Annotated in this window: 22 protein-coding genes, 1 tRNA gene and 1 pseudogene; 17 read left to right on the top strand and 7 right to left on the bottom strand. The window is 72.6% G+C overall.

Annotation, left to right across the window (positions count from 1 at the left end; genetic code table 11):
* The first annotated feature begins 130 nt into the window (after positions 1-130).
* The 5 genes from ACIPRD_RS02820 to ACIPRD_RS02800 are packed head-to-tail and all read left to right on the top strand — an operon-like array spanning position 131 to position 5,800.
* Positions 131-1,759, top strand: a complete 1,629-nt coding sequence (locus ACIPRD_RS02820) for an ABC transporter substrate-binding protein (RefSeq protein WP_356409459.1) — start codon at positions 131-133, stop codon at positions 1,757-1,759.
* 6 nt (positions 1,760-1,765) lie between these two features.
* Positions 1,766-2,689 carry an ABC transporter permease gene (locus ACIPRD_RS02815; RefSeq protein ID WP_356409463.1) on the top strand — a complete coding sequence of 308 codons (924 nt, stop codon included), beginning with the start codon at positions 1,766-1,768 and terminating at the stop codon, positions 2,687-2,689.
* The gene (locus ACIPRD_RS02810; RefSeq protein ID WP_356409466.1) at positions 2,682-3,665 is read left to right on the top strand and encodes an ABC transporter permease; all 984 of its coding nucleotides are present in this window, start codon (positions 2,682-2,684) and stop codon (positions 3,663-3,665) included. Before ACIPRD_RS02815 ends, ACIPRD_RS02810 begins: the two co-directional genes overlap by 8 nt.
* Before the next feature lie 7 nt (positions 3,666-3,672).
* A complete protein-coding gene (locus ACIPRD_RS02805) occupies positions 3,673-4,647 on the top strand; it encodes an ABC transporter ATP-binding protein (RefSeq protein WP_356409469.1) in 975 nt (324 codons plus the stop codon).
* Positions 4,640-5,800 carry an ABC transporter ATP-binding protein gene (locus ACIPRD_RS02800; RefSeq protein WP_401559327.1) on the top strand — a complete coding sequence of 387 codons (1,161 nt, stop codon included), beginning with the start codon at positions 4,640-4,642 and terminating at the stop codon, positions 5,798-5,800. Before ACIPRD_RS02805 ends, ACIPRD_RS02800 begins: the two co-directional genes overlap by 8 nt.
* A 146-nt stretch (positions 5,801-5,946) precedes the next feature.
* Here the strand turns inward: ACIPRD_RS02800 and ACIPRD_RS02795 are convergent, their stop codons facing one another.
* Positions 5,947-8,058, bottom strand: coding sequence for an alpha/beta fold hydrolase (locus ACIPRD_RS02795; protein WP_401559324.1), 2,112 nt, complete (start codon positions 8,056-8,058; stop codon positions 5,947-5,949).
* 178 nt (positions 8,059-8,236) lie between these two features.
* Here ACIPRD_RS02795 and ACIPRD_RS02790 point away from each other — a divergent pair, with 178 nt between their 5' ends.
* Positions 8,237-8,431 carry a hypothetical protein gene (locus ACIPRD_RS02790; protein ID WP_330459637.1) on the top strand — a complete coding sequence of 65 codons (195 nt, stop codon included), beginning with the start codon at positions 8,237-8,239 and terminating at the stop codon, positions 8,429-8,431.
* Here the strand turns inward: ACIPRD_RS02790 and ACIPRD_RS02785 are convergent.
* Complete coding sequence (locus ACIPRD_RS02785) at positions 8,421-8,630, bottom strand: DUF397 domain-containing protein (protein WP_401559321.1); 210 nt, start codon at positions 8,628-8,630, stop codon at positions 8,421-8,423. The two genes, ACIPRD_RS02790 and ACIPRD_RS02785, sit on opposite strands and share 11 nt — an antisense overlap.
* A pseudogene (locus ACIPRD_RS02780) lies at positions 8,627-9,134 on the bottom strand (DUF5753 domain-containing protein). The gene ACIPRD_RS02785 and the pseudogene ACIPRD_RS02780 overlap by 4 nt, the downstream one beginning before the upstream one ends.
* A 143-nt stretch (positions 9,135-9,277) precedes the next feature.
* Between ACIPRD_RS02780 and ACIPRD_RS02775 the strand changes: the two are divergent.
* From ACIPRD_RS02775 to ACIPRD_RS02735, 9 genes are all read left to right on the top strand, one after another.
* Positions 9,278-9,730: an ATP-binding protein gene (locus ACIPRD_RS02775; protein WP_401560026.1), complete on the top strand. Its 453-nt coding sequence runs from the start codon at positions 9,278-9,280 to the stop codon at positions 9,728-9,730.
* 110 nt (positions 9,731-9,840) lie between these two features.
* Complete coding sequence (mshB, locus tag ACIPRD_RS02770) at positions 9,841-10,701, top strand: N-acetyl-1-D-myo-inositol-2-amino-2-deoxy-alpha-D-glucopyranoside deacetylase (RefSeq protein ID WP_356409483.1); 861 nt, start codon at positions 9,841-9,843, stop codon at positions 10,699-10,701.
* Positions 10,698-11,129, top strand: a complete 432-nt coding sequence (locus ACIPRD_RS02765; RefSeq protein ID WP_401559318.1) for a DUF6113 family protein — start codon at positions 10,698-10,700, stop codon at positions 11,127-11,129. Before mshB ends, ACIPRD_RS02765 begins: the two co-directional genes overlap by 4 nt.
* 155 nt (positions 11,130-11,284) lie before the next feature.
* Positions 11,285-13,522 carry a hypothetical protein gene (locus tag ACIPRD_RS02760; protein WP_401559315.1) on the top strand — a complete coding sequence of 746 codons (2,238 nt, stop codon included), beginning with the start codon at positions 11,285-11,287 and terminating at the stop codon, positions 13,520-13,522.
* Positions 13,523-13,844: 322 nt separating this feature from the next.
* Positions 13,845-14,774, top strand: coding sequence for an ABC transporter ATP-binding protein (locus tag ACIPRD_RS02755; RefSeq protein ID WP_356409492.1), 930 nt, complete (start codon positions 13,845-13,847; stop codon positions 14,772-14,774).
* Positions 14,771-15,511, top strand: coding sequence for an ABC transporter permease (locus ACIPRD_RS02750; RefSeq protein ID WP_356409495.1), 741 nt, complete (start codon positions 14,771-14,773; stop codon positions 15,509-15,511). Before ACIPRD_RS02755 ends, ACIPRD_RS02750 begins: the two co-directional genes overlap by 4 nt.
* Entirely contained in the window at positions 15,508-16,728 is a 1,221-nt protein-coding gene (locus ACIPRD_RS02745; RefSeq protein ID WP_401559312.1) for a sensor histidine kinase, read from the top strand. The genes ACIPRD_RS02750 and ACIPRD_RS02745 overlap by 4 nt, the downstream gene beginning before the upstream one ends.
* Complete coding sequence (locus ACIPRD_RS02740; RefSeq protein ID WP_356409498.1) at positions 16,725-17,339, top strand: response regulator transcription factor; 615 nt, start codon at positions 16,725-16,727, stop codon at positions 17,337-17,339. Before ACIPRD_RS02745 ends, ACIPRD_RS02740 begins: the two co-directional genes overlap by 4 nt.
* 61 nt (positions 17,340-17,400) lie before the next feature.
* A tRNA-OTHER gene (locus tag ACIPRD_RS02735) sits at positions 17,401-17,476 on the top strand.
* A 10-nt stretch (positions 17,477-17,486) separates the two neighbouring features.
* On the opposite strand, the gene ACIPRD_RS02730 is transcribed toward ACIPRD_RS02735, so the two are convergent.
* Both ACIPRD_RS02730 and ACIPRD_RS02725 read right to left on the bottom strand, forming a co-directional pair.
* Entirely contained in the window at positions 17,487-18,374 is an 888-nt protein-coding gene (locus ACIPRD_RS02730; RefSeq protein ID WP_356409501.1) for a transglutaminase-like domain-containing protein, read from the bottom strand.
* Between the two features lie 8 nt (positions 18,375-18,382).
* Positions 18,383-19,441: a GNAT family N-acetyltransferase gene (locus tag ACIPRD_RS02725; protein WP_356409504.1), complete on the bottom strand. Its 1,059-nt coding sequence runs from the start codon at positions 19,439-19,441 to the stop codon at positions 18,383-18,385.
* 140 nt (positions 19,442-19,581) lie between these two features.
* On the opposite strand from ACIPRD_RS02725, the gene fdxA reads away from it, so the two are divergent.
* Positions 19,582-19,902 carry a ferredoxin gene (gene fdxA / locus ACIPRD_RS02720; RefSeq protein WP_356409507.1) on the top strand — a complete coding sequence of 107 codons (321 nt, stop codon included), beginning with the start codon at positions 19,582-19,584 and terminating at the stop codon, positions 19,900-19,902.
* 122 nt (positions 19,903-20,024) lie between these two features.
* The gene (locus tag ACIPRD_RS02715; protein WP_401559307.1) at positions 20,025-21,122 is read left to right on the top strand and encodes a bifunctional succinyldiaminopimelate transaminase/glutamate-prephenate aminotransferase; all 1,098 of its coding nucleotides are present in this window, start codon (positions 20,025-20,027) and stop codon (positions 21,120-21,122) included.
* 100 nt (positions 21,123-21,222) lie between these two features.
* Here ACIPRD_RS02715 and ACIPRD_RS02710 read toward each other — a convergent pair whose 3' ends face one another.
* Both ACIPRD_RS02710 and ACIPRD_RS02705 read right to left on the bottom strand, forming a co-directional pair.
* A complete protein-coding gene (locus ACIPRD_RS02710) occupies positions 21,223-21,657 on the bottom strand; it encodes an ATP-binding protein (RefSeq protein WP_401559304.1) in 435 nt (144 codons plus the stop codon).
* Positions 21,658-21,930: 273 nt separating this feature from the next.
* Complete coding sequence (locus tag ACIPRD_RS02705; RefSeq protein ID WP_356409515.1) at positions 21,931-22,971, bottom strand: heavy metal transporter; 1,041 nt, start codon at positions 22,969-22,971, stop codon at positions 21,931-21,933.
* Positions 22,972-23,046 lie beyond the last annotated feature (75 nt).

Genomic DNA, 23,046 nt, shown 5'->3' with positions numbered 1-23,046 from the left:
CCCGCACATGCCTGCATCCGGATGACGTGTCGCCCGCAGGGCCGTTCAATCGGACGTCTGACACACGAGATGTGTCATACAAGCTGATATTGGCCGGTCTGTCCGCAGGTGATCATGCAGGAGGCACGTCATGCGGGGAATCACGCACGCCCGATGGGCCGCCGGCGCGGCGGCCGTCGCGCTCGCCGCCACCGGCTGCGGAAGCGGAGCCTCCGGCAGCGGCGGGATCGGCAGCGCGGTGCTCAGCTCCTCCTGGGGCGACCCGCAGAACCCGCTGGAGCCGTCCAACACCAACGAGGTGCAGGGCGGCAAGGTGCTCGACATGATCTTCCGGGGCCTGAAGAAGTACGACCCGAGGACCGGCAAGGCCACCGACATGCTCGCCGAGAGCATCACCACCACGGACTCGCGCAACTTCACCGTCAAGGTCAAGGACGGCTGGACCTTCTCCAACGGCGAGAAGGTCACCGCCCGGTCCTTCGTGGACGCCTGGAACTACGGGGCGAGCCTGCGCAACAACCAGAAGAACGCCTACTTCTTCGGCTACATCGAGGGCTACGGCCAGGTCCATCCGTCGGGCGGCAGCCAGAGCGCGGAGCGGCTGTCCGGCCTCAAGGTCGTCGACGGCCACACCTTCACCGTGAAGCTCGACCAGAAGTTCTCCAGCTTCCCCGACACCCTCGGCTACGCGGCCTTCGCCCCGCTGCCCCGCGCGTTCTTCACCGACCACGCCGGCTGGCTGAAGAAGCCGGTCGGCAACGGGCCCTACACCATCGAGTCGTACCAGCGGGGCGCGCAGATGAACCTGCGGAAGTGGGACGGCTACCCCGGCCCCGACAAGGCGCTGAACGGTGGTGTGACCCTCAAGGTCTACACGGACGGCAACACCGCCTACACCGACCTGATGGCCGGCAACCTCGACCTCGTCGACGACATCCCCGCCGCCCAGCTCAGGAACGTCAGGAGCGACCTCGGGGACCGCTACATCAACACCCCGGCCGGCATCATCCAGACGCTCGAATTCCCCTTCTACGACAAGCGGTGGAACAAGGCGGGCTCGGAGAAGGTGCGCACCGGGCTGTCCATGGCGATCAACCGCAAGCAGATCACCGACACCCTGTTCCGCGGGACCCGCACCCCGGCCAGCGACTGGACCTCCCCGGTGCTCGGCGTGCAGGGCGGCTTCAAGGAAGGGCTGTGCGGCAAGGCCTGCGACTACGACCCCGCCGGCGCGAGGAAGCTCGTCCAGGAGGGCGGGGGCCTGCCCGGCGGCCAGGTCAGGATCACCTACAACGCGGACGCGGGCTCGCACCGGGAGTGGATCGACGCCGTCTGCAACTCCATCAACAACTCCCTCGGCGACGACAAGGCCTGCGTCGGCAACCCGGTCGGCACCTTCGCCGACTTCCGCAACCAGATCGGGCAGCACCGGATGACCGGACCGTTCCGCGCCGGCTGGCAGATGGACTACCCGCTCATCCAGAACTTCCTGCAGCCGATGTACTACACGAACGCCTCCTCCAACGACGGCAAGTGGTCCGACCCCCGCTTCGACGCGCTCGTCGACCAGGCCAACGCCGAGAGCGACCCGATCAGATCGGTCGCCACCTTCCAGAAGGCGGAGGAGGTGGTGCGCGACCACATGGCCGCCATCCCGCTCTGGTACCAGAACGGCAGCGCCGGCTACTCCGACCGGCTGTCCGACGTGGCGCTGAACCCCTTCAGCGTGCCCGTCTACAACGAGATCAAGGTCAGCTGACCCGCCATGGGACGCTACGTCCTGCGGCGGCTGCTCCAGATGATCCCGGTGTTCGTCGGAGCCACCCTGCTGATCTTCCTCATGGTCAACGTCATGGGCGACCCCATCGCGGGGCTGTGCGGCGAGCGCAGCTGCGACCCCGCGACGGCCGCCCAGCTGGCGCGCGAGTTCGGCTTGGACAAGCCGCTGTGGCAGCAGTACCTCACCTACATGGGGAACGTCTTCACCGGCGACTTCGGCACGGCGTTCAACGGCCAGAAGGTCACCGAGCTGATGTCCACCTCGTTCCCCGTCACCATCCGGCTGACCATCGTGGCCGTCGTCATCGAGGTCGTCGTCGGCATCGTCCTCGGGGTCGTCACGGGCCTCAGGCGCGGCCGCCCCGTCGACACCGCCGTGCTGCTGCTCACCCTGGTCGTCATCTCCGTGCCGACCTTCGTGACCGGCCTGCTGCTCCAGCTGCTGCTCGGCGTGGAGTGGGGCTGGATCAAGCCGTCCGTGCCGCCCGAGGCGTCCTTCGACGAGCTCATCGTGCCCGGCCTGGTGCTCGCCTCCGTCTCGCTCGCCTACGTCGTCCGGCTCACCCGCACCTCCATCGCGGAGAACAAGCGGGCCGACTACGTCCGCACCGCCGTCGCCAAGGGCCTGCCCCAGCGCCGGGTCGTGGTCCGGCACCTGCTGCGCAACTCCCTGATCCCCGTGGTCACCTTCATCGGCACCGACATCGGCGCGCTCATGGGCGGCGCCATCGTGACCGAGCGGATCTTCAACATCCACGGCGTCGGCTACCAGCTCTACCAGGGCATCCTGCGGCAGAACACCCAGACGGTCGTCGGCTTCGTGACCGTGCTCGTGCTGGTCTTCCTCGTCGCCAACCTGCTCGTGGACCTGCTGTACGCCGTACTCGACCCGAGGATCCGCTATGTCTGAGCAGCAGTCGTACGGGGGCGGGGGAGCGATCGCCTCGACCGGCGCGGGCGGCGCGATGGACCTCGCGGCGAGCGAGGCGGCCGGCCTGGAACGGGGACCGGGCGGTCCCGGCGGCACCGGGCCGCGGGGCAGACCGCGCTCGCTGTGGTCCGACGCCTGGCGCGACCTCAGGCGCAACCCGGTCTTCCTGCTCTCCGCCGCCGTCATCGTGTTCCTGGCCGTCATCTCCGTGTGGCCTTCGGCGATCACCTCCGGCAATCCCCTCAGCTGCGACCTCGCCCAGTCCCAGAACGGCCCCGAGCCCGGTCACCCCTTCGGCTTCGACGGCCAGGGCTGCGACGTCTACACCCGGACCGTGTACGGGGCCCGTACGTCCGTCACGGTCGGCGTCCTCGCCACCCTGGGGGTCGCCGTGCTGGGCTCGGTGCTCGGCGGACTCGCCGGCTACTTCGGCGGGATCGGCGACTCGTTCCTGTCCCGGATCACCGACATCTTCTTCGCCATCCCGGTCGTCCTCGGCGGACTCGTCCTGCTGTCCGTGGTCACCAGCAACACCGTCTGGCCGGTCATCGGCTTCATGGTGCTGCTCGGCTGGCCGCAGATCTCCCGCATCGCCCGCGGTTCGGTCATCACCGCCAAGCAGAACGACTACGTGCAGGCCGCCCGCGCCCTCGGCGCCTCCGACACCCGCATCCTGCTGCGGCACATCGCGCCCAACGCGGTCGCGCCGGTGATCGTCGTGGCGACCATCGCGCTCGGCACCTACATCGCGCTGGAGGCCACCCTGTCCTACCTCGGCGTCGGCCTGAAGCCGCCCAGCGTCTCCTGGGGCATCGACATCTCCGCCGCCTCCCCCTACATCCGCAACGCCCCGCACGCCCTGCTCTGGCCCTCGGGGGCGCTGGCGGTCACCGTCCTGGCCTTCATCATGCTCGGCGACGCGGTGCGCGACGCCCTCGACCCGAAGCTGAGGTGAGGGCGCGATGCTGCTCGAAGTCCGCGATCTGCACGTGGAGTTCGCGACCCGGGACGGGATCTCCAGGGCCGTCAACGGGGTGTCGTACGGCGTCGGCGCGGGGGAGACGCTGGCCGTGCTCGGGGAGTCCGGGTCCGGCAAGTCGGTGACCGCGCAGGCCGTGATGGGCATCCTCGACATGCCGCCCGGACGGATCACCGGCGGGGAGATCCTCTTCCAGGGCCGCGACCTGCTCACCATGAAGGAGGAGGAGCGGCGGCGGATCCGGGGCGCGGAGATGGCGATGATCTTCCAGGACGCGCTGTCCTCCCTCAACCCCGTGATGACGGTCGGCGACCAGCTCGGCGAGATGTTCACCGTGCACCGGGGGATGTCCCGCAAGGACGCCCGGGCCAGGGCCGTCGAGCTGATGGACCAGGTGCGCATCCCGGGGGCCGCCCAGCGGGTGCGCGACTACCCGCACCAGTTCTCCGGCGGCATGCGCCAGCGCATCATGATCGCCATGGCGATCGCGCTGGAACCGGCGCTCGTCATCGCCGACGAGCCCACCACCGCCCTCGACGTCACCGTCCAGGCCCAGGTCATGGACCTGCTCGCGGAGCTGCGGCGCGAGTACCGCATGGGGCTCGTCCTCATCACCCACGACCTCGGTGTCGTCGCGGACGTCGCCGACCGGATCGCGGTGATGTACGCGGGCCGGATCGTGGAGTCGGCGCCGGTGCACGACATCTACAAGAGCCCCGCCCACCCCTACACGCGCGGCCTGCTGGACTCCATCCCGCGCCTGGACCAGAAGGGGCAGGAGCTGTACGCCATCAAGGGGCTGCCGCCGAACCTGAGCCGGATCCCGTCCGGCTGCGCCTTCCATCCGCGCTGCCCGATGGCCCGGGACGTGTGCCGCACGGACGTGCCGCCGCTGTACGAGGTCTCGCAGGAGCGGGGCAGCGCCTGCCACTTCTGGAGGGACTGCCTCAATGGCTGAGCCGATCCTCGAGGTCAGCGGCCTCGTCAAGCACTACCCGCTCACCCGGGGCGTCCTGTTCCGGAAGCAGATCGGCGCGGTGAAGGCGGTCGACGGGGTCGACTTCACCCTGGGCCGGGGCGAGACCCTCGGCATCGTCGGCGAGTCCGGCTGCGGCAAGTCCACGGTGGCGCGGCTGCTGTGCCACCTCGAACGCCCGACGGCGGGTTCCATCAGGTTCAAGGGCGAGGACATCACCCGGCTCTCGGGCCGGGCCCTGAAGGCCGTGCGCCGCAACATCCAGATGGTCTTCCAGGACCCGTACACCTCGCTCAACCCCCGGATGACCGTCGGTGACATCATCGGGGAGCCGTTCGACATCCACCCCGAGGCGGCCCCGAAGGGCGACCGGCGGCGCAGGGTGCGGGAACTGCTGGACGTGGTCGGGCTCGACCCGGAGTACGCCGACCGCTACCCCCATCAGTTCTCCGGGGGCCAGCGCCAGCGCATCGGCATCGCGCGCGGGCTGGCACTGCGGCCCGAGGTGATCGTCGCCGACGAGCCGGTGTCCGCGCTGGACGTCTCGGTCCAGGCCCAGGTGATCAACCTTCTGGACCGCCTCCAGGCGGAGTTCGACCTCTCGTACGTCTTCATCGCGCACGACCTGTCGATCGTCCGGCACATCTCGGACCGGGTCGCCGTCATGTACCTCGGCCGGATCGTGGAGACCGGCACGGACGCGGAGATCTACGAGCACGCCACCCACCCCTACACACAGGCGCTGCTGTCGGCCGTCCCGGTGCCCGATCCCGACGCCCGCGAGGGCCGCCGGCGGATCATCCTCGCCGGGGACGTGCCGTCGCCCACCAGCGTCCCCTCCGGGTGCCGGTTCCGCACCCGTTGCTGGAAGGCCCGCGAGCGCTGCGCCGCCGAGGTCCCCGTACTGGCCGTCCCCGAGGAGTTCCGGCACACCGCGGGCCCGGTCGCCCACGACTCGGCGTGCCTCTTCGCGGCGCCCCTGCCGGTCCCGGAGGAGCCGTCGGCCGGGCCCCCGGCCGGGACCACCGGAGAGTCCGGGGAGTCCGGGGAGGAGACAGGGGAGGAGCCCGCCGGGCGGGCCGGCGGGGAGATCGCGGAGCAGGCCATGGAGGAGAACGGCACCGGGCCGGGATGACATGCTGCATCCCGGCCCGGTCACGGCACCCGCACGGCCGTACACGGATCAGACTCGCGTGTCCGTATATCGGTACCGCTTCCGCGAAGTTGCCTGCGTGTTAAAGCGGTTCGGGCCGATTCGCCCGGCCGCGGCCGCCGCGGCGGTCAGGCGAGCGACCGCTTGAGGAAGTCGACCTGGAGCAGGAGCAGGTTCTCCGCGACCTGTTCCTGCGGGGTCATGTGCGTGACGCCGGAGAGCGGGAGCACCTCGTGCGGCCGGCCGGCGGCGAGCAGGGCCGAGGACAGGCGCAGGGTGTGGGCCGCCACCACGTTGTCGTCGGCGAGGCCGTGAATGATCATCAGCGGCCGGTGCGGCTCGGCGGGAGCGGACAGGCCGTCGTCGGTGACCAGGGAGTTGAGGGCGTAGGCCGCCGGGTCCGCGGCCGGGTCGCCGAGATAGCGCTCGGTGTAGTGGGTGTCGTAGAGGCGCCAGTCGGTGACCGGGGCGCCGGCGATGCCCGCGTGGAAGACGTCGGGGCGCCGCAGCACCGCCAGCGCGGCCAGGTAGCCTCCGTACGACCAGCCGCGGACGGCCACCCGGGACAGGTCCAGCGGATAGCGCGTCGCCAGGTCCTGGAGGGCGTCGATCTGGTCGTCCAGGGAAACCGTGAAGTCGCGGTGGACGTCCTTCTCCCAGGCGGGGGAGCGGCCCGGGGTGCCCCGGCCGTCCGCGACGATCACCGCGAAGCCCTGGTCGGCGAACCACTGCGAGGTGAGGTACGGGTTGTGCGCGGACACCACGCGCTGCCCGTGCGGACCCCCGTAGGGGTCGAGCAAAACCGGCAGGGGCGTGTCACCGGGGTAGTCCTTAGGCATAAGCACGGCGCACGGAATTCGGCGTGCGCCCCCCTCGGTGAGCGTCACCCGCGGGGACATACCGGGATCTTCGGCGTACGACCGGACAGTCGCCGTCGGTTTTCCGTCACGCAGCACCTGGACACGCGCCCCCGGGGTGTCGAGCGTCGACGACACCAGCACGGTCACGCCCCCGGAGCGCACCGCCGAGTGCACGCCGGGCTCCTGCGACACGCGCTCCACGCCGAGTTCGCTGACCCGGTAGACATGGATCTCGCCTGTCTCCGGAGCCTCGGCGGCCTCTCCCGCGGAGGCCGAGACCAGTACGTCGTCGTCGCTCACGTCCAGCACCGAACGGATGTGCAACTGGGGCCCTGTCAAAGGGTGTTCGCCCACGGCAAGGACCCGGGCGCCGCCCTCGTCGGCGATCCGGACGAGCTGTCCGGAGGGGCTCCAGCAGGGCACACCAGGGAAAAGTTCAAGCCATGTTGGATCTTCGGCGGCGTGCACCATCCGGGTCGTGCCGGAGTCCGGGTCCACCGCCAGGAACACCTGGCCGCGCTGGTCCCGCGACTGCACCAGGAGGAGCGGTGCACCCGCCTCTGACCAGTGCACATGCGCCAGATAGGGATAGCGCTCACGGTCCCAGACGACCTCGGTGCGCGCTCCGTCGAGGCCGATCACGAACAGCCGTACCTCGGCGTTGTCCGTCCCCGCCGCCGGGTACCCCACCTGCTGCGGCGCACGCTCCGGGTGTGCCGGGTCGGCGATCCACCACCGCTTCACCGGCGTGTCGTCCGCCCGCGCCACCAGCAGCCGGTCCGAGGCGGGGGACCACCAGAAGCCCCGCGAACGCCCCATCTCCTCGGCCGCGATGAACTCCGCGAGCCCGTACGTGACCTGCTGCGACTCGGGCTCGGCCAGGGCCCTGTCCCCGTCGCCCTCGGAGCCCACGACCCGCAGCGCGCCCTCGGCGACGTACGCGACGTGCCGGCCGTCGGGGGAGGGCCGGGGGTCGATCACCGGCCCGGGGGTGGTCAGTTCGCGGGCTGTCCCGGCCCGCAGCTCGGCCGTGAAAAGCCGCCCTGACAAGGCGAAAGACGCCAACTCGACGGCCGCGTCGGTGGCGTAGCCGACGATGCCGGCACCGCCTTCGCGGGAGCGCTCCCGGCGTGCCCGTTCCTCGGGCGACAGCTCTTCGGAAGCACCCTGAAGGAGGACGCGCGGGTCGGCCGCCACGCGCTCCGTGCCGTCCCTGGGGTCCAGCACCCACAGGGAGTTGGCGCGGTCCGTGCCGGAGGTGGAACGCAGGAACGCGACCCGCGAGCCGTCGGGGGCCACGCTGAAGGCACGCGGCGCGCCGAGCGTGAACCGCTGGGTCCGAGCGTGCCGACGGGGGAAGGAGTCAACCTCGGATGTCATACCCCGACCATATTGGCCATGCGCCCCCTTGTGCGGCCGTGCGCCGAGCGATGCGCGAGTACGGATAGTTATGATCACTACCGCTGAGTGGGTATGAACCCGCTGGCATGCGCAAGGATTTGTTCCACCGACGTACCGCTACCCCCCGCGTCCCTGGGATCTTTGGAGGTGAGCCGCCGTGGCACTCTCGATTTCGGCGGTGGTGCTGCTGGCGATCATCGTCTTCTTGTTGATCAAGAAGTCAGGGTTGAAGGGCGGCCACGCAGCGATCTGCATGCTGCTCGGCTTCTACCTCGCGTCCTCGACAGTAGCTCCCACGATCAGCGAGTTGACGACCAACGTCGCCAGCATGATCGGCAGCATCAAGTTCTGAGAACGCCGGCCACGAACACGGCCCAGGTCTCCGGCGCGAGCGCCAGCTGGGGGCCTTCGGCGTGCTTGGAGTCACGGACGCGCACGGTGTCGGGGGTGGGGGCGATCTCGACGCAGGAGTCCCCTTCGGTGCCGTCGCTGTAGCTGCTCTTGAACCACACGAGTCCGGAGGCTTCTCCGGCCGAGACCTTGCGGATCATGTTTCTCCCAGCGCTTGCTCGATGAAGGCGATCGACTCACCCGGCGTAAGAGCCTGGGCCCGGATGGTGCCCTACCTCAGTTCGAGGATGCGCAGTTCCCTCGGGTCGGAGGTCGGCCGGCCACCGAAGGCACCGTCGGAACGTCCCACCGCGGTGCCGTCCGCGAACTTCAGCAGCTCGATCTTCCCATCCACTCCGGGATGAGCGTCGGCCTCGGTCGGCATCACCTGGAACGTCACATTGCGCAACTGCGCCACCTTCAGCAGGTGTTCGAGCTGTCGGCGCCGCCCCGCAGCCCCGCCCACGCGGCGGCGCAGCGCGGCCTCCTCCTGGACGAAACTGATCGCCGTAGCCGGCCGCCGTCCCGAACTCGGCGGCCCGCATCCCGGCCGCCTCGCGCCGCAGCCTCAACTGGCGGCCCACCGTGGTGACCACGGCCACGCCCCAGTCGTCGTCCGGGTCGACCTCCCAGCCCGGCTCGTCCGCCTCGCCGTCCGCCGGCATCCGCGCCCCCTCCGTCGTACCGTCCCGTACGCCCGTTCCTGCCCGGCGGCCCTGCCGACAGCCCGGACAACGCCGGACAGACTCCGGACAGTGTCCGTACGCGCAGTGGCGATCAGCCCTCACGGTAAGCGCGTTCCGCCACGCTGAGTGACGTGAATGAGGAAATCGCCCCGTCCGTGGCCCAACCGGGCCCTGTCGTCCCGAACTTCAGCGTGCTGCTGTCGTCCACCCCGCGCGGTGCCCGCCTGGCGCGGCTGCTCGCCACCGACCAGCTGCGCGAGTGGGGGTTCCCGCACGAGTCGGCCGCCCATGTGGTGGCGGAGCTGGCGGCGAACGCCGCCGCGCACGGCCGGCTCCCCGGGCGGAGCTTCCGCCTCACCCTCCAGGTGACGGGCCGTACCCTGCGCATCGAGGTCGCGGACACGCGCGGCGAGCGCCGTCCCGAGCTCCGGGAGGCGGACCCGTACGCCGAGTCGGGCCGGGGTCTGGTCCTCGTGGCGGCGCTCGCCGACCGCTGGGGCGTCCGCGACGGCCGCTTCCCGCGCAAGACCGTCTGGGCCGAGCTGTCGGACCGGTCGGCCGGTGAGCGGCCGTGACCGCTGGACGGCCCGGCGCCGCGTCCGATGGCGGCGGGCGAAGACCGTCGGCATTCTTTGCGGAACCGTGACGGGCCTTCCGGACGGCCGGAGGGTCATAGGGTGGCCTCATGAAGGAACTCCCCGCCCGGCGTCTGCTGCTGGTGCACGCGCACCCGGACGACGAGTCGATCAACAACGGCGCGACCATGGCCAAGTACGTGGCCGAGGGTGCCCATGTGACCCTGGTGACCTGCACGCTTGGCGAGCGGGGCGAGGTCATCCCGCCCGGCCTCGCACACCTGACCGGGCCCGCGCTCGGCGCGCACCGGCGCGGAGAGCTGGCCGCCGCGCTCGGCGAGCTGGGCGTGACCGACGTACGGCTGCTCGGCGGCGCGGGGCGCCACGGGGACTCCGGGATGATGGGGCTGCCCGACAACGACGACCCCGCCTCCTTCTGGCAGGCCGGTCCCGACGACGCGGCCGAGGCCCTCGTCGACGTCATCCTGGAGGTCAGGCCCCAGGTCCTCGTCACCTATGACGACAACGGCGGCTACGGCCACCCGGACCACATCCAGGCCCACCGCGTCGCCATGCGGGCCGCCGAGCTGGCGGCCGGACGCGGGCACCGGATCGACAAGATCTACTGGAACCGGATGCCCCGCTCCGTCGTGGAGGAGGCCTTCGCCCGCCTCCGGGACGAGCTTCCCGCGTTGCCGTTCGAAAAGAGTGCCGAGATCGCCGACCTGCCCGGCGTGGTCGACGACGAGCGGGTCACCACGGCGATCGACGGCCGGGCCCACGCCGCGGCCAAGGCCGCCGCGATGCGCGCCCACGCCACGCAGATCACGGTTGCCGAGCCGTACTTCGCGCTCTCCAACGACCTGGCCCAGCCGCTGTTCACCACCGAGTACTACGAGCTGGTGAGCGGTGCGGGGGAGCCCGGCGAGACCGATCTGTTTGCTGGTGTTCACACGGAGGCGGCATCGTGAGCGCGGACGGTACCGGCGGTTCCCCGCTCGCCCAGCCGCTGCGCCTGCCGTCCGCCGGACGGTCCGTCGCCTACTTCGGGCTGTTCCTGCTCGGCGGGGTCGTGGCGCTCGCCGGGACCCTCGTGCAGGCCGCCTGGTTCCCGGGCGGGCTGCTGCTGGCCCTGGCCGGTGAGGCCGGGCTGTTCGTCGGCGGCGCCTACGCGCTCGGGAGCCGGGGCGGTGCGGTCGCACCGGTGATCGGGTGGATCATCTCCGTCATCATGTTGATCTCCACCCGCCCGGAGGGTGATTATCTGTTCGGCCCCGGAGGAAGCTCCTATCTCTTCCTCCTCGGCGGCATCCTCCTCGCTGTGATCTGCGCCACTCTCGCCCCCGGAGTCCGTTCCGGCGGACGTACCGGTGGCAGCTCCGCCCGACTTGGCAAGTGACGTACCACTTCGCCGTGCCGGGTGCGTGGGAGTCCCGTGTGGGTTTCCTCGGCGGTCGTGGGATACGGGCCAGATACGGCCAGTATGGTGGTGCGCGCCGCCGAGCAGCCCGCTGAGGTCGTAACGGGCGGCGGAGCCAACCGGGAGAACCTGCCTTGAGTCGTGAAACTGACACTCCGTCCTCCGGGCCCGACGGGCGCGGCGGAGCCGCATACCCCTCCGGCACGCCGCCGTACGGGACACCCATGGCTTCCGACGACCGTACGGAAGCGGGCCGTTCGGCCGCGCAGCCGGAGGACCGCAAGACCGAGACCACGCTGACGACCCGCATCCGGGTCAACATCCCCGGGTCGCGGCCGGCCCCGCCGATCGTCGTGCGCAAGCCCGTCGCGGACGCCGAGACCACCCGGGACGACTCCGGCGCCGACACGCGCCCGGCCCCGGCCGCCGAGACGCCGGCCGCCGTCCCCGCCGAGCCGGCCGCCGAGCCCGCGCAGCCGCAGGCCGAGGAGAAGACCAGCGACTGGTTCGCGCCCCGCAAGTCCGGCGCCCCCAAGGGCGGCACGGGCGGCGGCACGAACGGGGCCGGGATGCCCGGCGGTTCCGCCGCCGCTCCGGCCCCCGCTCCCCCCGCCGTGACGGGTGGCGCCGCTCCCGCCCCGCTGCCCAAGCGGCCCGCCGCCTCCGGCGCGGCCGGCGGCAACGGCGCGCGCCCCGGCGGTGTCGTCGGCTCCATGGCCGCGCCCACCGGCTCCTCCCGCCCCGGCGGCACCAACGGCGCCGGTCTGCCCGGCGGCGCCACCGGCGGCCCGGTGGCCCCCGGCCACGGCGGCGGCACCGGCTCCTTCGACGTCACCGAGGCGCTGGCCGCGGGTCCGCTGAGCGGCTCCCGGCCCGGCGCCGACGGCGGCGAGCCCAGCCGTGACGACCTGCCGTACTTCTCGGACAACGCGGGCCGGCCCGGCTTCGGCAACGGCGGCGCGGGTGCGAACGGCCCGGCCGGACGCGGCCCCGGCGGCCCGAGCGGTCCCAGCGGCTTCAACGGCCCGAACGGCCCCGGTGTCCCCGGCCCGAACGGCCCCGCCGGCCCCACCGGCGGCCCGGTCACCGGCGACGGCCCCTTCGCCGCCGCGGCCGGTCCCGGCGAGCCCTTCACCGGTCCCGCGGTCGCCTTCCCCGCCCCCGGCGCCCGCGCCGGCGGCGCCACGCTCGCCCCCGGCGGCGGATTCAGCGACGACACCGCGGTCCTCACCCCGCAGAAGCCGGCTCCCGAACCGGGCACGCCCGGCTACCGCGCCCCGGACAACGTCTCCGGACACACCGTCACCAGCGGGATGCCCAAGGTCCCGGGCGCCGGCGCCACGCCGTTCGCCTCCGGCGGCCCCGGCGCGCCCGCGCCGGCCACGCCCGCCCCGGCCCCCCAGCCCAAGGCCGCGGCCAAGCCGAAGAAGAAGGGCCGCAGCAAGCTCGTGCTGCTCGCCGTCGCCGTGGTCGTCATCGCGGGCGGTGCCTACGGCGCCGGACTGCTGATGAACCACACCGACGTGCCCAACGGCACCACCGTGCTCGGCCTGGACATCGGTGGCGGCACCCGCGACGAGGCCGTCAAGAAGCTCGACGACACCTTCGGCAGCCGCGTCAACAAGCCGCTGAAGCTGTCCGTGGACGGCAAGACCGTCACCATCACCCCGGACAACGCCGGTCTCCAGTTCGACTTCCAGGCCACGGTGAGCGAGGCCGCGAAGAGCGACTACAACCCGGTCTCCGTGGTCGGCTCCCTCTTCGGGCAGAAGCGCGAGATCGCGCCGGTCATGCCGATCGACGAGGAGAAGCTCCAGGCCGCGCTCCAGCACGCCGGCGGCGGTGCCGGCTCGGTCACCGACGGCGGTATCACCTTCGCCGCCGGCAAGGCGACCCCGGTGTACGGCAAGGCGGGCAAGGGCGTCGACGCCGCCCAGGCGTCCCAGGCGGTCGAGCGGGCCTACCGCACGGTGGTGGAGACCGGCACGGCCACCCCGGTGGCCGTCCCGACGGCCACCAGCCAGCCGACGGTCCCGAACGCCGAGGTCGACCGGGAGATGAAGGAGTTCGCCCAGCCGGCGATGTCGGGCAAGGTGATCGTCCAGACGGATGCCGCGCACTCCATCCCGCTGAGCCCGCAGAACTCGCTGTGGAAGTTCCTCCGGGTGAAGGCCGTGGACGGCAAGCTCGTCGACAGCCCCGACCTGAACGCGCTCAAGGCCCTCTACGGCCAGACCTTCGACGGCGTGCTCATCACCCGCGGCACCGGCAAGAAGACGCCCGTCACCCCGCAGGACGTCTATGTCGCCCTGCGCCAGGCACTGATGAGCAGGACCAGCCGGGTCGCGGTCATCCCCACGAACCCGAGCTAGTACGGCCGAGCCGGCCCGCGGGACCGGCCATGACAGCGGGGGCGTCCACCGGGCGCCCCCGCTGCCGTCTCCCGCCGTCTCCCGCCGTGGCTCCGCCGTCTGCCGCCGTCTCCCGCCGTGGCTCCGCCGTCTCCCGCCGTCTCCCGCCGTGGCTCCGCCGTCTCCCGCCGTGGCTCCGCCGTCTCCCGCCGTGGCTCCGCCCCGGGAGCGCCCGCCCGTGTCCCGCCGCGCGCTGTCATCCGATCCGCATGACATCTGTCATCCGGCACTCAGGACCACCGGCACTGCCGGGGCACGGGGGCGTCCGGCCACCATGGACGTCATGACAACGACAGCGGCACCGCCCGCCACCGCCCCGGTGGCCGGATTCGACCAGGTGACCAAGGTGTACGGCAGCGTGCGGGCCGTCGACGGGCTCTCGCTCGCCCTGCACCCCGGCGAGACCGTCGCCCTGCTCGGACCCAACGGGGCCGGCAAGTCCACCACGCTCGACCTGCTCCTCGGCCTCAAGCAGCCCGACAGCGGCACGGTGAAGCTGTTCGGCACCACACCGCGCGAGGCGATCGTCGCCGGGCGGGTCGGAGCCATGCTGCAGAGCGGCGGCCTGATGGACGAGGTCACCGTCGCCGAACTGGTGAAGCTGGCGTGCTCGCTGCACCCGCGGCCGTACCCGGTCGCCGACGTGCTCGCCCGCGCGGGCGTCACGCAGATCGCCGACCGCAAGGTCGACAAGCTCTCCGGCGGACAGGCCCAGCGCGTCCGCTTCGCCCTCGCCACCGCCGGGGACAGCGACCTGATCGTGCTGGACGAGCCGACCACCGGCATGGACGTCTCCGCCCGCCAGGCCTTCTGGGCCACCATGCGCGAGCAGGCCGACCAGGGCCGCGCCGTCCTCTTCGCCACCCACTACCTCGAAGAGGCCGACGCCATCGCCGACCGGGTGCTCGTGCTGCACCGTGGCCGGCTCCTCGCCGACGGCACCGCCGCCGAGATCAAGGCCAAGGCCGGCGCCCGCCGCATCGCCTTCGACCTGGAGGGCGACATCGACGAGGCCGCCCTCGCCGCGCTGCCCTTCCTGACCTCCCACGACGTCTCCGGGCAGACCGTCCGCCTCCAGTCCTCCGACGCCGACGCGACCGTCCACGCGCTGTACGGGCTCGGCGTCTACCCCCGCAACCTCGAAGTCGCCGGGCTCGGCCTGGAGCAGGCGTTCGTCGCCATCACGGAGGCCGAGGAGGCCAAGCAGTCATGAACTCGCTGATCAAGCTGGAACTGACCCGCGCGCTGCGCAACCGCAAGTTCCTGTTCTTCTCGGTGATCTACCCCTCGGCCCTGTTCCTGCTCATCGCGGGCAACGCCGACTCCAAGACCGAGATCGACGGCAGCGGGCTGACCCTGCCGACCTACATGATGGTCTCCATGGCCTCCTTCGGCGCCCTGACCGCCGTGCTCATGGGCAACAGCGAGCGCATCGCCAAGGAGCGCGAGAGCGGCTGGGTGCGCCAGCTGCGGCTGACCACCCTGCCCGGGCGCGGCTACGTGCTCGCCAAGACCGCCGGCGCGGCCGTGGTGAGCCTGCCGTCCATCGTCATCGTGTTCGTCGTCGCCGCCGTCGTGAAGGACGTCCGCCTGGACGCCTGGCAGTGGCTCGCCCTCACCGGCGCCATCTGGGCCGGCAGCCTGGTCTTCGCCGCGCTCGGCGTCGCCATCGGCTACCTGGCCAGCGGTGACGCGGTCCGCCCGATCACGATGATCACCTACTTCGGCCTGTCCATGCTGGGCGGCCTGTGGATGCCCACCACGACCTTCCCGGACTGGCTCCAGAGCATCGCGAAGTGGCTGCCCACGCACGCGTACGCTGCCATGGGGCGGGCGATCGAGCAGAGCCAGGCCCCGCAGGCCCAGGACATCGCCATCCTCGTCGTGTTCTTCGCCCTCTTCACGGGCGGCGCGGCATGGCTGTACCGGAAGGACACGCTGAAGGCGTGAGCGCCATGACGGAAGACCAGCGGGCCGGCGACGGCGGGAGAGCCGCCGAGGACCGGCGGACCGGCGAGGTACGGATGGGGCAGCCCGCGCGCAACCGGCGCGAGCTGCGGGTCAAGGTGCTGTGGATCGGCGTGTGGCTGGTCTTCCTCAGCTCGCCGATCGGCGACCTGACCGGCGGCCACCACTCGGCGGACGCCACACTGGCGGGGGCCCTCGGCCTGACCGCGTTCGTCGTGGCCTACCTGGCCCTGGTCTTCCGCAACATGGGCCGGCCGGTCTCCGGCCGCGGGGCCCACGTCCTGCTCGCCGTCCTCGGGATCCTCGCCCCGGTGCTGGCCTACACGCTCGGCAGCGCCTGGCTCGGCCTCTTCGTCTACCTCTCGGTCGCCTGCGGGGCCACGCTGCCCCCGAAGGCCGCCTCCTGGGCGATCCCCGCCTCGGCCGTCGTGATGTACCTCGTCGGCCTGCACTCCGGCGAGGAGGAGGCCCGCAACCTGCTCCTGCTGGTGGTCCTCATCGGGTTCGCGATGGTCGGCGTCGGCCAACTGGTCCAGACGACGATCGAGTTGCGCAAGGCCCGGGCCACCGTCGCCCAGCTCGCCGCCAACGAGGAGCGGCTGCGGCTCGCCCGTGACCTGCACGACCTGCTCGGCCACTCGCTCTCCCTGATCACGCTGAAGAGCGAGCTGGCGGGCCGTATGCTCCCCGGCCACCCCGAGAAGGCCGCCCAGCAGGTCGCCGACATCGAGCGGGTCAGCCGCCAGGCCCTCGTCGACGTCCGGGAGGCCGTCACCGGCTACCGCCGGCCCCGCCTCGCCGAGGAGCTGGCCGGTGTCCAGGTCGCGCTGGCCGCCGCCGGGGTCGCCGCCGAGGTGCCCGCCGATCCCGAGCTCGGCGGTGTCCCCGAGGAGTCCGAGGCCGCGCTCGCCTGGGCGCTGCGCGAAGCGGTCACCAACGTGGTCCGGCACAGCGGCGCCGACCGGTGCGCCGTGGAGCTGCTGCGCCGCCAGACCCTCGACGGGCCGATGCTGGAACTCGCCGTCGAGGACAACGGATCCGGCGGATCCGCGACGGTCGCCGGCAACGGTCTGACCGGCCTGCGGGAGCGCCTGGAGAAGGCCGGCGGCACCCTGGAGGCGGGCCGGGCGGGCAGCGGGTTCCGCCTGATCGCCCGGGTCCCCGCCGCCCCGTCGGCGGACGTAGGATCCGGGGCATGACGAGCCCGATCAAGGTCCTCCTCGCCGAGGACCAGTCCATGGTCCGCGAGGCCCTGGCCGCCCTGCTCGGCCTGGAGGAGGACATCGAGGTCGTCGCCCAGGTCGCCCGGGGCGACGAGGTGCTGGCGGCCGTCGGCGAGCACGGCGTGGACGTGGCGCTGCTCGACATCGAGATGCCCGGCTGCACCGGGATCGAGGCGGCGGCCCAGGTGCACCGCGCCCACCCCGCGGTGAAGCTCGTCGTCCTCACCACCTTCGGCCGGCCCGGCTATCTGCGCAGCGCCATGGAGGCGGGCGCCGACGCCTTCCTGGTCAAGGACGCCCCGGCCGCCCAGCTCGCCGCCGCGGTCCGCAAGGTGCTCTCCGGCGAACGCGTCATCGACCCCACCCTCGCCGCGGCGGCCCTCGCCGAGGGCGCCAACCCGCTGACCGACCGGGAGCGCGAGGTGCTCCGCGCGGCGGCCGACGGCTCCACCAACGCCGAACTCGCCCGCGCCCTGCACCTCTCCCAGGGCACGGTCCGCAACTACCTCTCCACCGCCATCCAGAAGCTCGCGGTCCGCAACCGGGCGGAGGCGGTGCGCATCGCTCGCGAGAAGGGCTGGCTGTGACGGTCCGGCACGGGAAATCGCTTCTCGTGCCGGGGCCACGGCACCTATGATCACCGGCAGGGCGGGGTCGTAGCACAGAGGTAATGCGCCGCGAAGAGCATCCCGGAGGACGCCGGTTCGAATCCGGCCGCCCCGCCCGCCTCCTGCTCAGTTCAGCAGCGAACGGGCGGCCCTCGCCTGGGCCCGCGCCCGTTCCTCCGTGCCCGGATCGACGACGCCCACCAGATCCGCGTACGCCTCCAGCTCCACCGCCCCCTCCACGTACGCCCCGCGCTGCACCAGCAGCTGCGCCCGCTCGTAGCGCAGCCGGGCCGGATGCGAGGGCAGCAGCAGGGCCAGCTCCACCGCCCACAGCGCCACGTCCGACCGCTCGGGCCGGGCCGTGGCCCACGCCCGCACGTTGTTCAGGATCCGCTGCACCACCTGCAGCGGGGTCGTGGGCACCAGCATGGACGGGTGCAGCGGCGCCCCGGTGGCGCCCGCCACGAGCAGCTCGGTGTCCGTGCCGGTCAGCACCCGGCCGCCGTCGAACGGATCGACCAGGACACGCTCCTCGGCCGGTCCGAGCCCCACTACGAAGTGCCCCGGCAGCGCGACCCCGTACACCGGGGCCCCGGCCCGCCGGGCGACCTCCATCCAGACCACCGACAGCAGGATCGGCAGGCCGCGCCGCCGCCGCAGCACCTCGTGCAGCAGCGAGGACTCCAGCCGGTCGTAGTCCGCGGCCGCCCCCGCGAACCCATGGCGCTCGCCCAGCAGCCGGCCCAGCGCCCCCGCCCAGGCGAGCGGGCCGCCCGGCCGGTACGGCAGCTGTCCGGCCAGCCGGTCGAGCTCCATCTCCGCCGCGTCGATCCCGGCCTCGTCCAGCGAGCCGTCCGCCTCCGCCCCGACCAGCAGGCACAGCGCCGACAGGTCCGGGCGCTCCGACCGGGCCTCCTCGGCGAACCTCAGCCGCACCTCGGCGGAACGGGCCGCCGGCGGCGGATACGGCGGCGGGTGGTGCGGGGGGCGCCTCGCGGGCTCGTGCGCGTCCACGGCGGTGCCTACGGCCGTCCCGCGGGCGTACCTGCGGGGTCTTCGGGCGCCCGGTAGTGGTGGTACGCGTGGTGCGGGGCGAAACCGAGCCCGGTGTACAGCGCGCGTCCCGCCTCGTTGTCCTCCTCCACCTGCAGCCACGCCGCCGAGGCGCCCTCGTCGAGGGCGCGGTGGGCCAGCGCGGACATCACCCGGGTGGCCAGCCCCTCCCGGCGTCTCGCCGGATCGACCTCGACCGCGGCGAAACCGGCCCAGCGGCCGTCCACGACACAGCGTCCGATCGCGGCCGGCGGCGCCCCGGCCGCGCCGGGCACGGTCGCGAACCACACCGACGGGCCCGGCTCGCTCCCGGTCCCGCCCGGAACGGCCGCCGACCCGAGCACCCGCAGGGCCACCTCGCTCACTCCCTTGCGCTGGTACCTGGCGAGCCACGCCGCGTCCGCCTCCCGGGAGAGCACCACCCCGGCGCCCTCGGCCCGGTCCGCGACCGGCGCCAGGGCCCCGGTCCACACTCCGGCGGTGACCTCACGGGTCCAGCCGCGCCGCTCCAGCTCCGCGCACAGCAGCTCCTGCGTGCCCTCGGCGCCGGTGGCGGTCTGCACGTAGGCGGGCAGTCCGCGCTCGCCGTACCAGCGTCGTACGGACTCCAGGGCCGCGTCGAGCGGAAGCCCCGGATCGCCCAGCGGCAGCACGCTGTTGGCGCGCCGGGTGAACCCTCCTGCCGCGCGCAGCTCCCACTCGCCGAGCGGCTCGCTCTCCACCGGCCGCCACGCGCGGGAGGCGATCCGCGCCAGCTCGGTCCAGCCCGCCGCCGGACCCCGCCGGCGGGCCGGCGCGGCCGGCACGACTTTCCCGGCGACCAGCGCCGACTCGGCGATTCGCGCCGTTCGCCCGTCGCGTCGTGTGATCATGAGCACGCCGTCGTCCCATGATGTGAGAACACCGACCGTGTCGGTGAACTTCTCACGCGCCGTCCCCGTGTCCGTCAACTGCCGTACGGATACTCGTTTACCCACGTCATCAGGGGTGATTCGGACCTCGAGCCGTCCTGCCGCCGAGATTTCCACTGGTCAGTTCACCCCTCATGTTCGGTTCAGGCTCCGGAACGGAGATACTAGGGGCGGGCATCGACGACGCCGCGCTCCCGCGCGCCAGGCGGCGGAGCCTGGAGAGGCCCGCCAGCGCCCTATCGAGGAGGAACGACAGCGTGACCTACGTCATCGCAGAGCCTTGTGTCGACGTCAAGGACAAGGCGTGCATCGAGGAGTGCCCGGTCGACTGCATCTACGAGGGCCAGCGGTCCTTGTACATCCACCCGGACGAATGCGTCGACTGTGGTGCCTGTGAGCCGGTCTGCCCGGTCGAGGCGATCTTCTACGAGGACGACACTCCGGAGGAGTGGAAGGACTACTACAAGGCGAACGTCGAGTTCTTCGACGAGCTCGGCTCTCCCGGCGGCGCCAGCAAGCTGGGGCTCATCGAGCGCGACCACCCCTTCGTCGCCGCGCTGCCCCCGCAGGGCGAGTGACCGTTTGAGCGGCCCCCGCGGCCCGCAGTAGCGCCGCCTCGGTCCCGTACGGCCACGATCGCACCGATCACCGCCGTACGGGACCGAGGCGTTTGCCGTACCGACGAAAGAGAGCAAGTCCCGTGTCCGCAGTCTCCGACCGGCTCCCCACCTTTCCCTGGGACAAGCTGGAGCCGTACAAGAAGACGGCCGCCGCGCACCCCGGCGGGATCGTCGACCTCTCCGTCGGCACCCCGGTCGACCCGGTTCCCGAGCTGATCCAGAAGGCCCTGGTCGACGCGGCCGACTCGCCGGGCTATCCGACGGTCTGGGGCACCCCGGCGCTGCGTGACGCGATCACCGGCTGGCTGGAGCGCCGCCTCGGCGCCCGCGAGGTCACCCACCGCCACGTGCTGCCGATCGTCGGCTCCAAGGAGCTGGTCGCCTGGCTGCCGACCCAGCTCGGTCTCGGCCCCGGCGACAAGGTGGCCTTCCCGCGCCTGGCCTACCCGACGTACGAGGTCGGCGCCCGCCTCGCCCGCGCGGAGTACGAGGTCTACGACGACCCGCGCGACCTGGACCCGGCGAACCTGAAGCTGCTCTGGCTCAACTCGCCCTCCAACCCGACCGGCAAGGTCCTCTCCAAGGACGAGCTGACCGGCATCGTGGCCTGGGCCCGCGAGCACGGCGTGCTGATCGTCTCCGACGAGTGCTACCTCGAACTGGGCTGGGAGGCCGACCCCGTCTCCGTCCTGCACCCGGACGTCAACGGCGGCTCCTACGACGGCATCCTGGCCGTCCACTCGCTGTCCAAGCGGTCCAACCTGGCCGGCTACCGCGCCGCCTTCGTCGCCGGCGACCCGGCCGTCCTCGGCCCGCTGCTGGAGATCCGCAAGCACGGCGGCATGATGACCTCGGCCCCGACGCAGGCGGCCGTCGTGGCGGCCCTCGGCGACGACGAGCACGTCCAGGTGCAGCGCGAGCGGTACGCCGCCCGCCGCACCGAGCTGCGCGACGCCCTGCTCGAACACGGCTTCCGCATCGAGCACAGCGAGGCCAGCCTCTACCTGTGGGCCACCCGGGGCGAGTCCTGCTGGGACACCGTGGCCCATCTCGCCGGGCTGGGCATCCTGGTCGCCCCCGGCGACTTCTACGGCGAGGCGGGCGAGGAGTTCGTCCGCGTGGCCCTGACGGCCTCGGACGAGCGGATCAGGGCCGCGGTCGAGCGCCTCACGGTGTAACGGCGCAGGGCCCGCGACGCCTCTCGGGGCGGCCTGCGGGACGCGTACAGCGGGACGGGCCCGGGGGAGTCCCCCGGGCCCGTCCCGCCGTGTACGGGGCTCAGCCGCCGAGCGGCAGGCCGCCCAGCGGAAGGCCGCCCTTGGTCAGGGCGTCCGTCGGCAGGCCGCCCTTGGCCGCGCCGGAGGTGGCGTCACCGAGGACACCTCCCGCCGCCCCGGTGGCCTTCCCCGCGGCCTTCCGCGCCGCGGGCGCGGACTTCTTCACGGCACCGCCGGTCCTGGCCGCGGCCGGCACCGCCTTCTTGACCGTCTTGCCGCCCGTCCTGCCCGCCATGTCCGTGACGTGGCGCGCCGTGCCGTCGACGGTGCTGCCGACATGCGCCCCGTCCAGAGCGGTCAGGCCGCCGAGGTCCGGGGCGGAGGCCGGCAGGCCGGTGGCCGCGCCGGCAGAGCCGGCCGCACCGACCCCGGCGGCCGCTCCCGCTGCGACGAGCAGCGCGGCACGGGCGATCCGGCGGGTCAGGGGGAGGGACATGATGCTCCATTCGACGGGGGAGAGCGGTACGGCGTCCGACTCGGACGCCGTGACTACCGCTCGAAGCCGACGAAGGTTGCGGACGCCGAAGGTAAAGAATGGATAACGCGTCGCATTATCAGGTGTGGATAAAAACGGGCAAACATCGTCCGCGGAATGGTCTGCAGAATCCTTACGCCTCTTGAGCCGCAAGGCCTCCCGGCAACCGGACCGCAGTCCTCCGCACGGAGGTCCCCGGAGCGGCCGCGGGACCCCGCGGAGTGACGCGCCGTACTACTGTCCGGTCACTATCCGGACGGCTCCCGCGGACTGTTCCGCGCCCTGGGCGCCCTCGGTGTGCACGGCGTGCCACGTCGAGCCGGTGCTCCCGCCGGTCCACTCCTGGCCCGCGTACGACACCTGGTGGATGCGCAGCGCCGCCGCGTTGGCCACCGCCCAGTGCGCGAGCTGCCAGCCCCGCTCCTGCTCGGTGCGCCCGGTCGTGTCGATCCGCGACCCCTGCGGCACCGGCACGGTCACCGTGCGCCCGCTCGCGGTCGCGGTCACGCTCGGGGACGGCGTCGGCGACGGGACGGGCACACCGCCCACCTTCGCGCCCGACCGCTCCAGCGCGTCCCGCCCGAAGTCCTTCGCCAGCGCGGCCCGCACGGCGTCCGGGCCCGTGGTGGCCGCCGGCGCCCCCGCCGTCGTCCCCGCCCCCGCCGTGGCCGCCACAGGGGCCACGTCACGCTGGCGCCCGTCGCAGGTCAGCGTCGCCGGCGAGTACCCGGTGAGCGCCGACGCCAGCAGCGTGGCGTCCGGCTCGTGCTTGGCGTACGCCTCCGGGTAGCCGCTGCGCTGCACCTTCTGCGCCGCCACGGTCAGCGGCAGATCGGCGTAGCCCGGCACCCGCGCCAGGTGCGCGTAGAAGATCCCCGCCGCGTACGCCGGGTCCATGATCTGCTTCTCGCTGCCCCAGCCCTGCGAGGGCCGCTGCTGGAACAGCCCCAGCGAATCCCGGTCGCCGTGCTGGATGTTGCGCAGCCCGGACTCCTGGAGCGCGGTGGCGAGGGCGATGGTCACCGCCCGCTCGGGCATGCCGCGGCCGGTACCGACGGCCGCGATGGTCGCCGCGTTCGCCGCCTGCTCGGGCGTGAACTCGTACGACGCGCCGTCGCGCGCGGCGGAGGTCACCGTGCAGCCGCGGGCACCGCCGCCTCCGGTGACGTACTGCACCACCAGGTAGGCGGCGACGGCGGACAGGACCAACAGCGCCGCGCCGAAGCGGAAGAGGCGGCCGCGGCGCTTGGGGCGAGAGGGGGACGGCTCTGACACGCGTACAAGGTACTGGAGTCCGAAACCGCGCTCGATCCGGGCCCGCGGCCCGCCGCCCACCCGTCCGGCACGGAC

The organism is Streptomyces sp. NPDC090108 (assembly GCF_044747185.1).
Classification (GTDB): Bacteria; Actinomycetota; Actinomycetes; order Streptomycetales; family Streptomycetaceae; genus Streptomyces.
The sequence above is the reverse complement of the archived record's forward strand: the minus strand, read 5'-3'. Positions and strand labels throughout refer to the sequence as shown.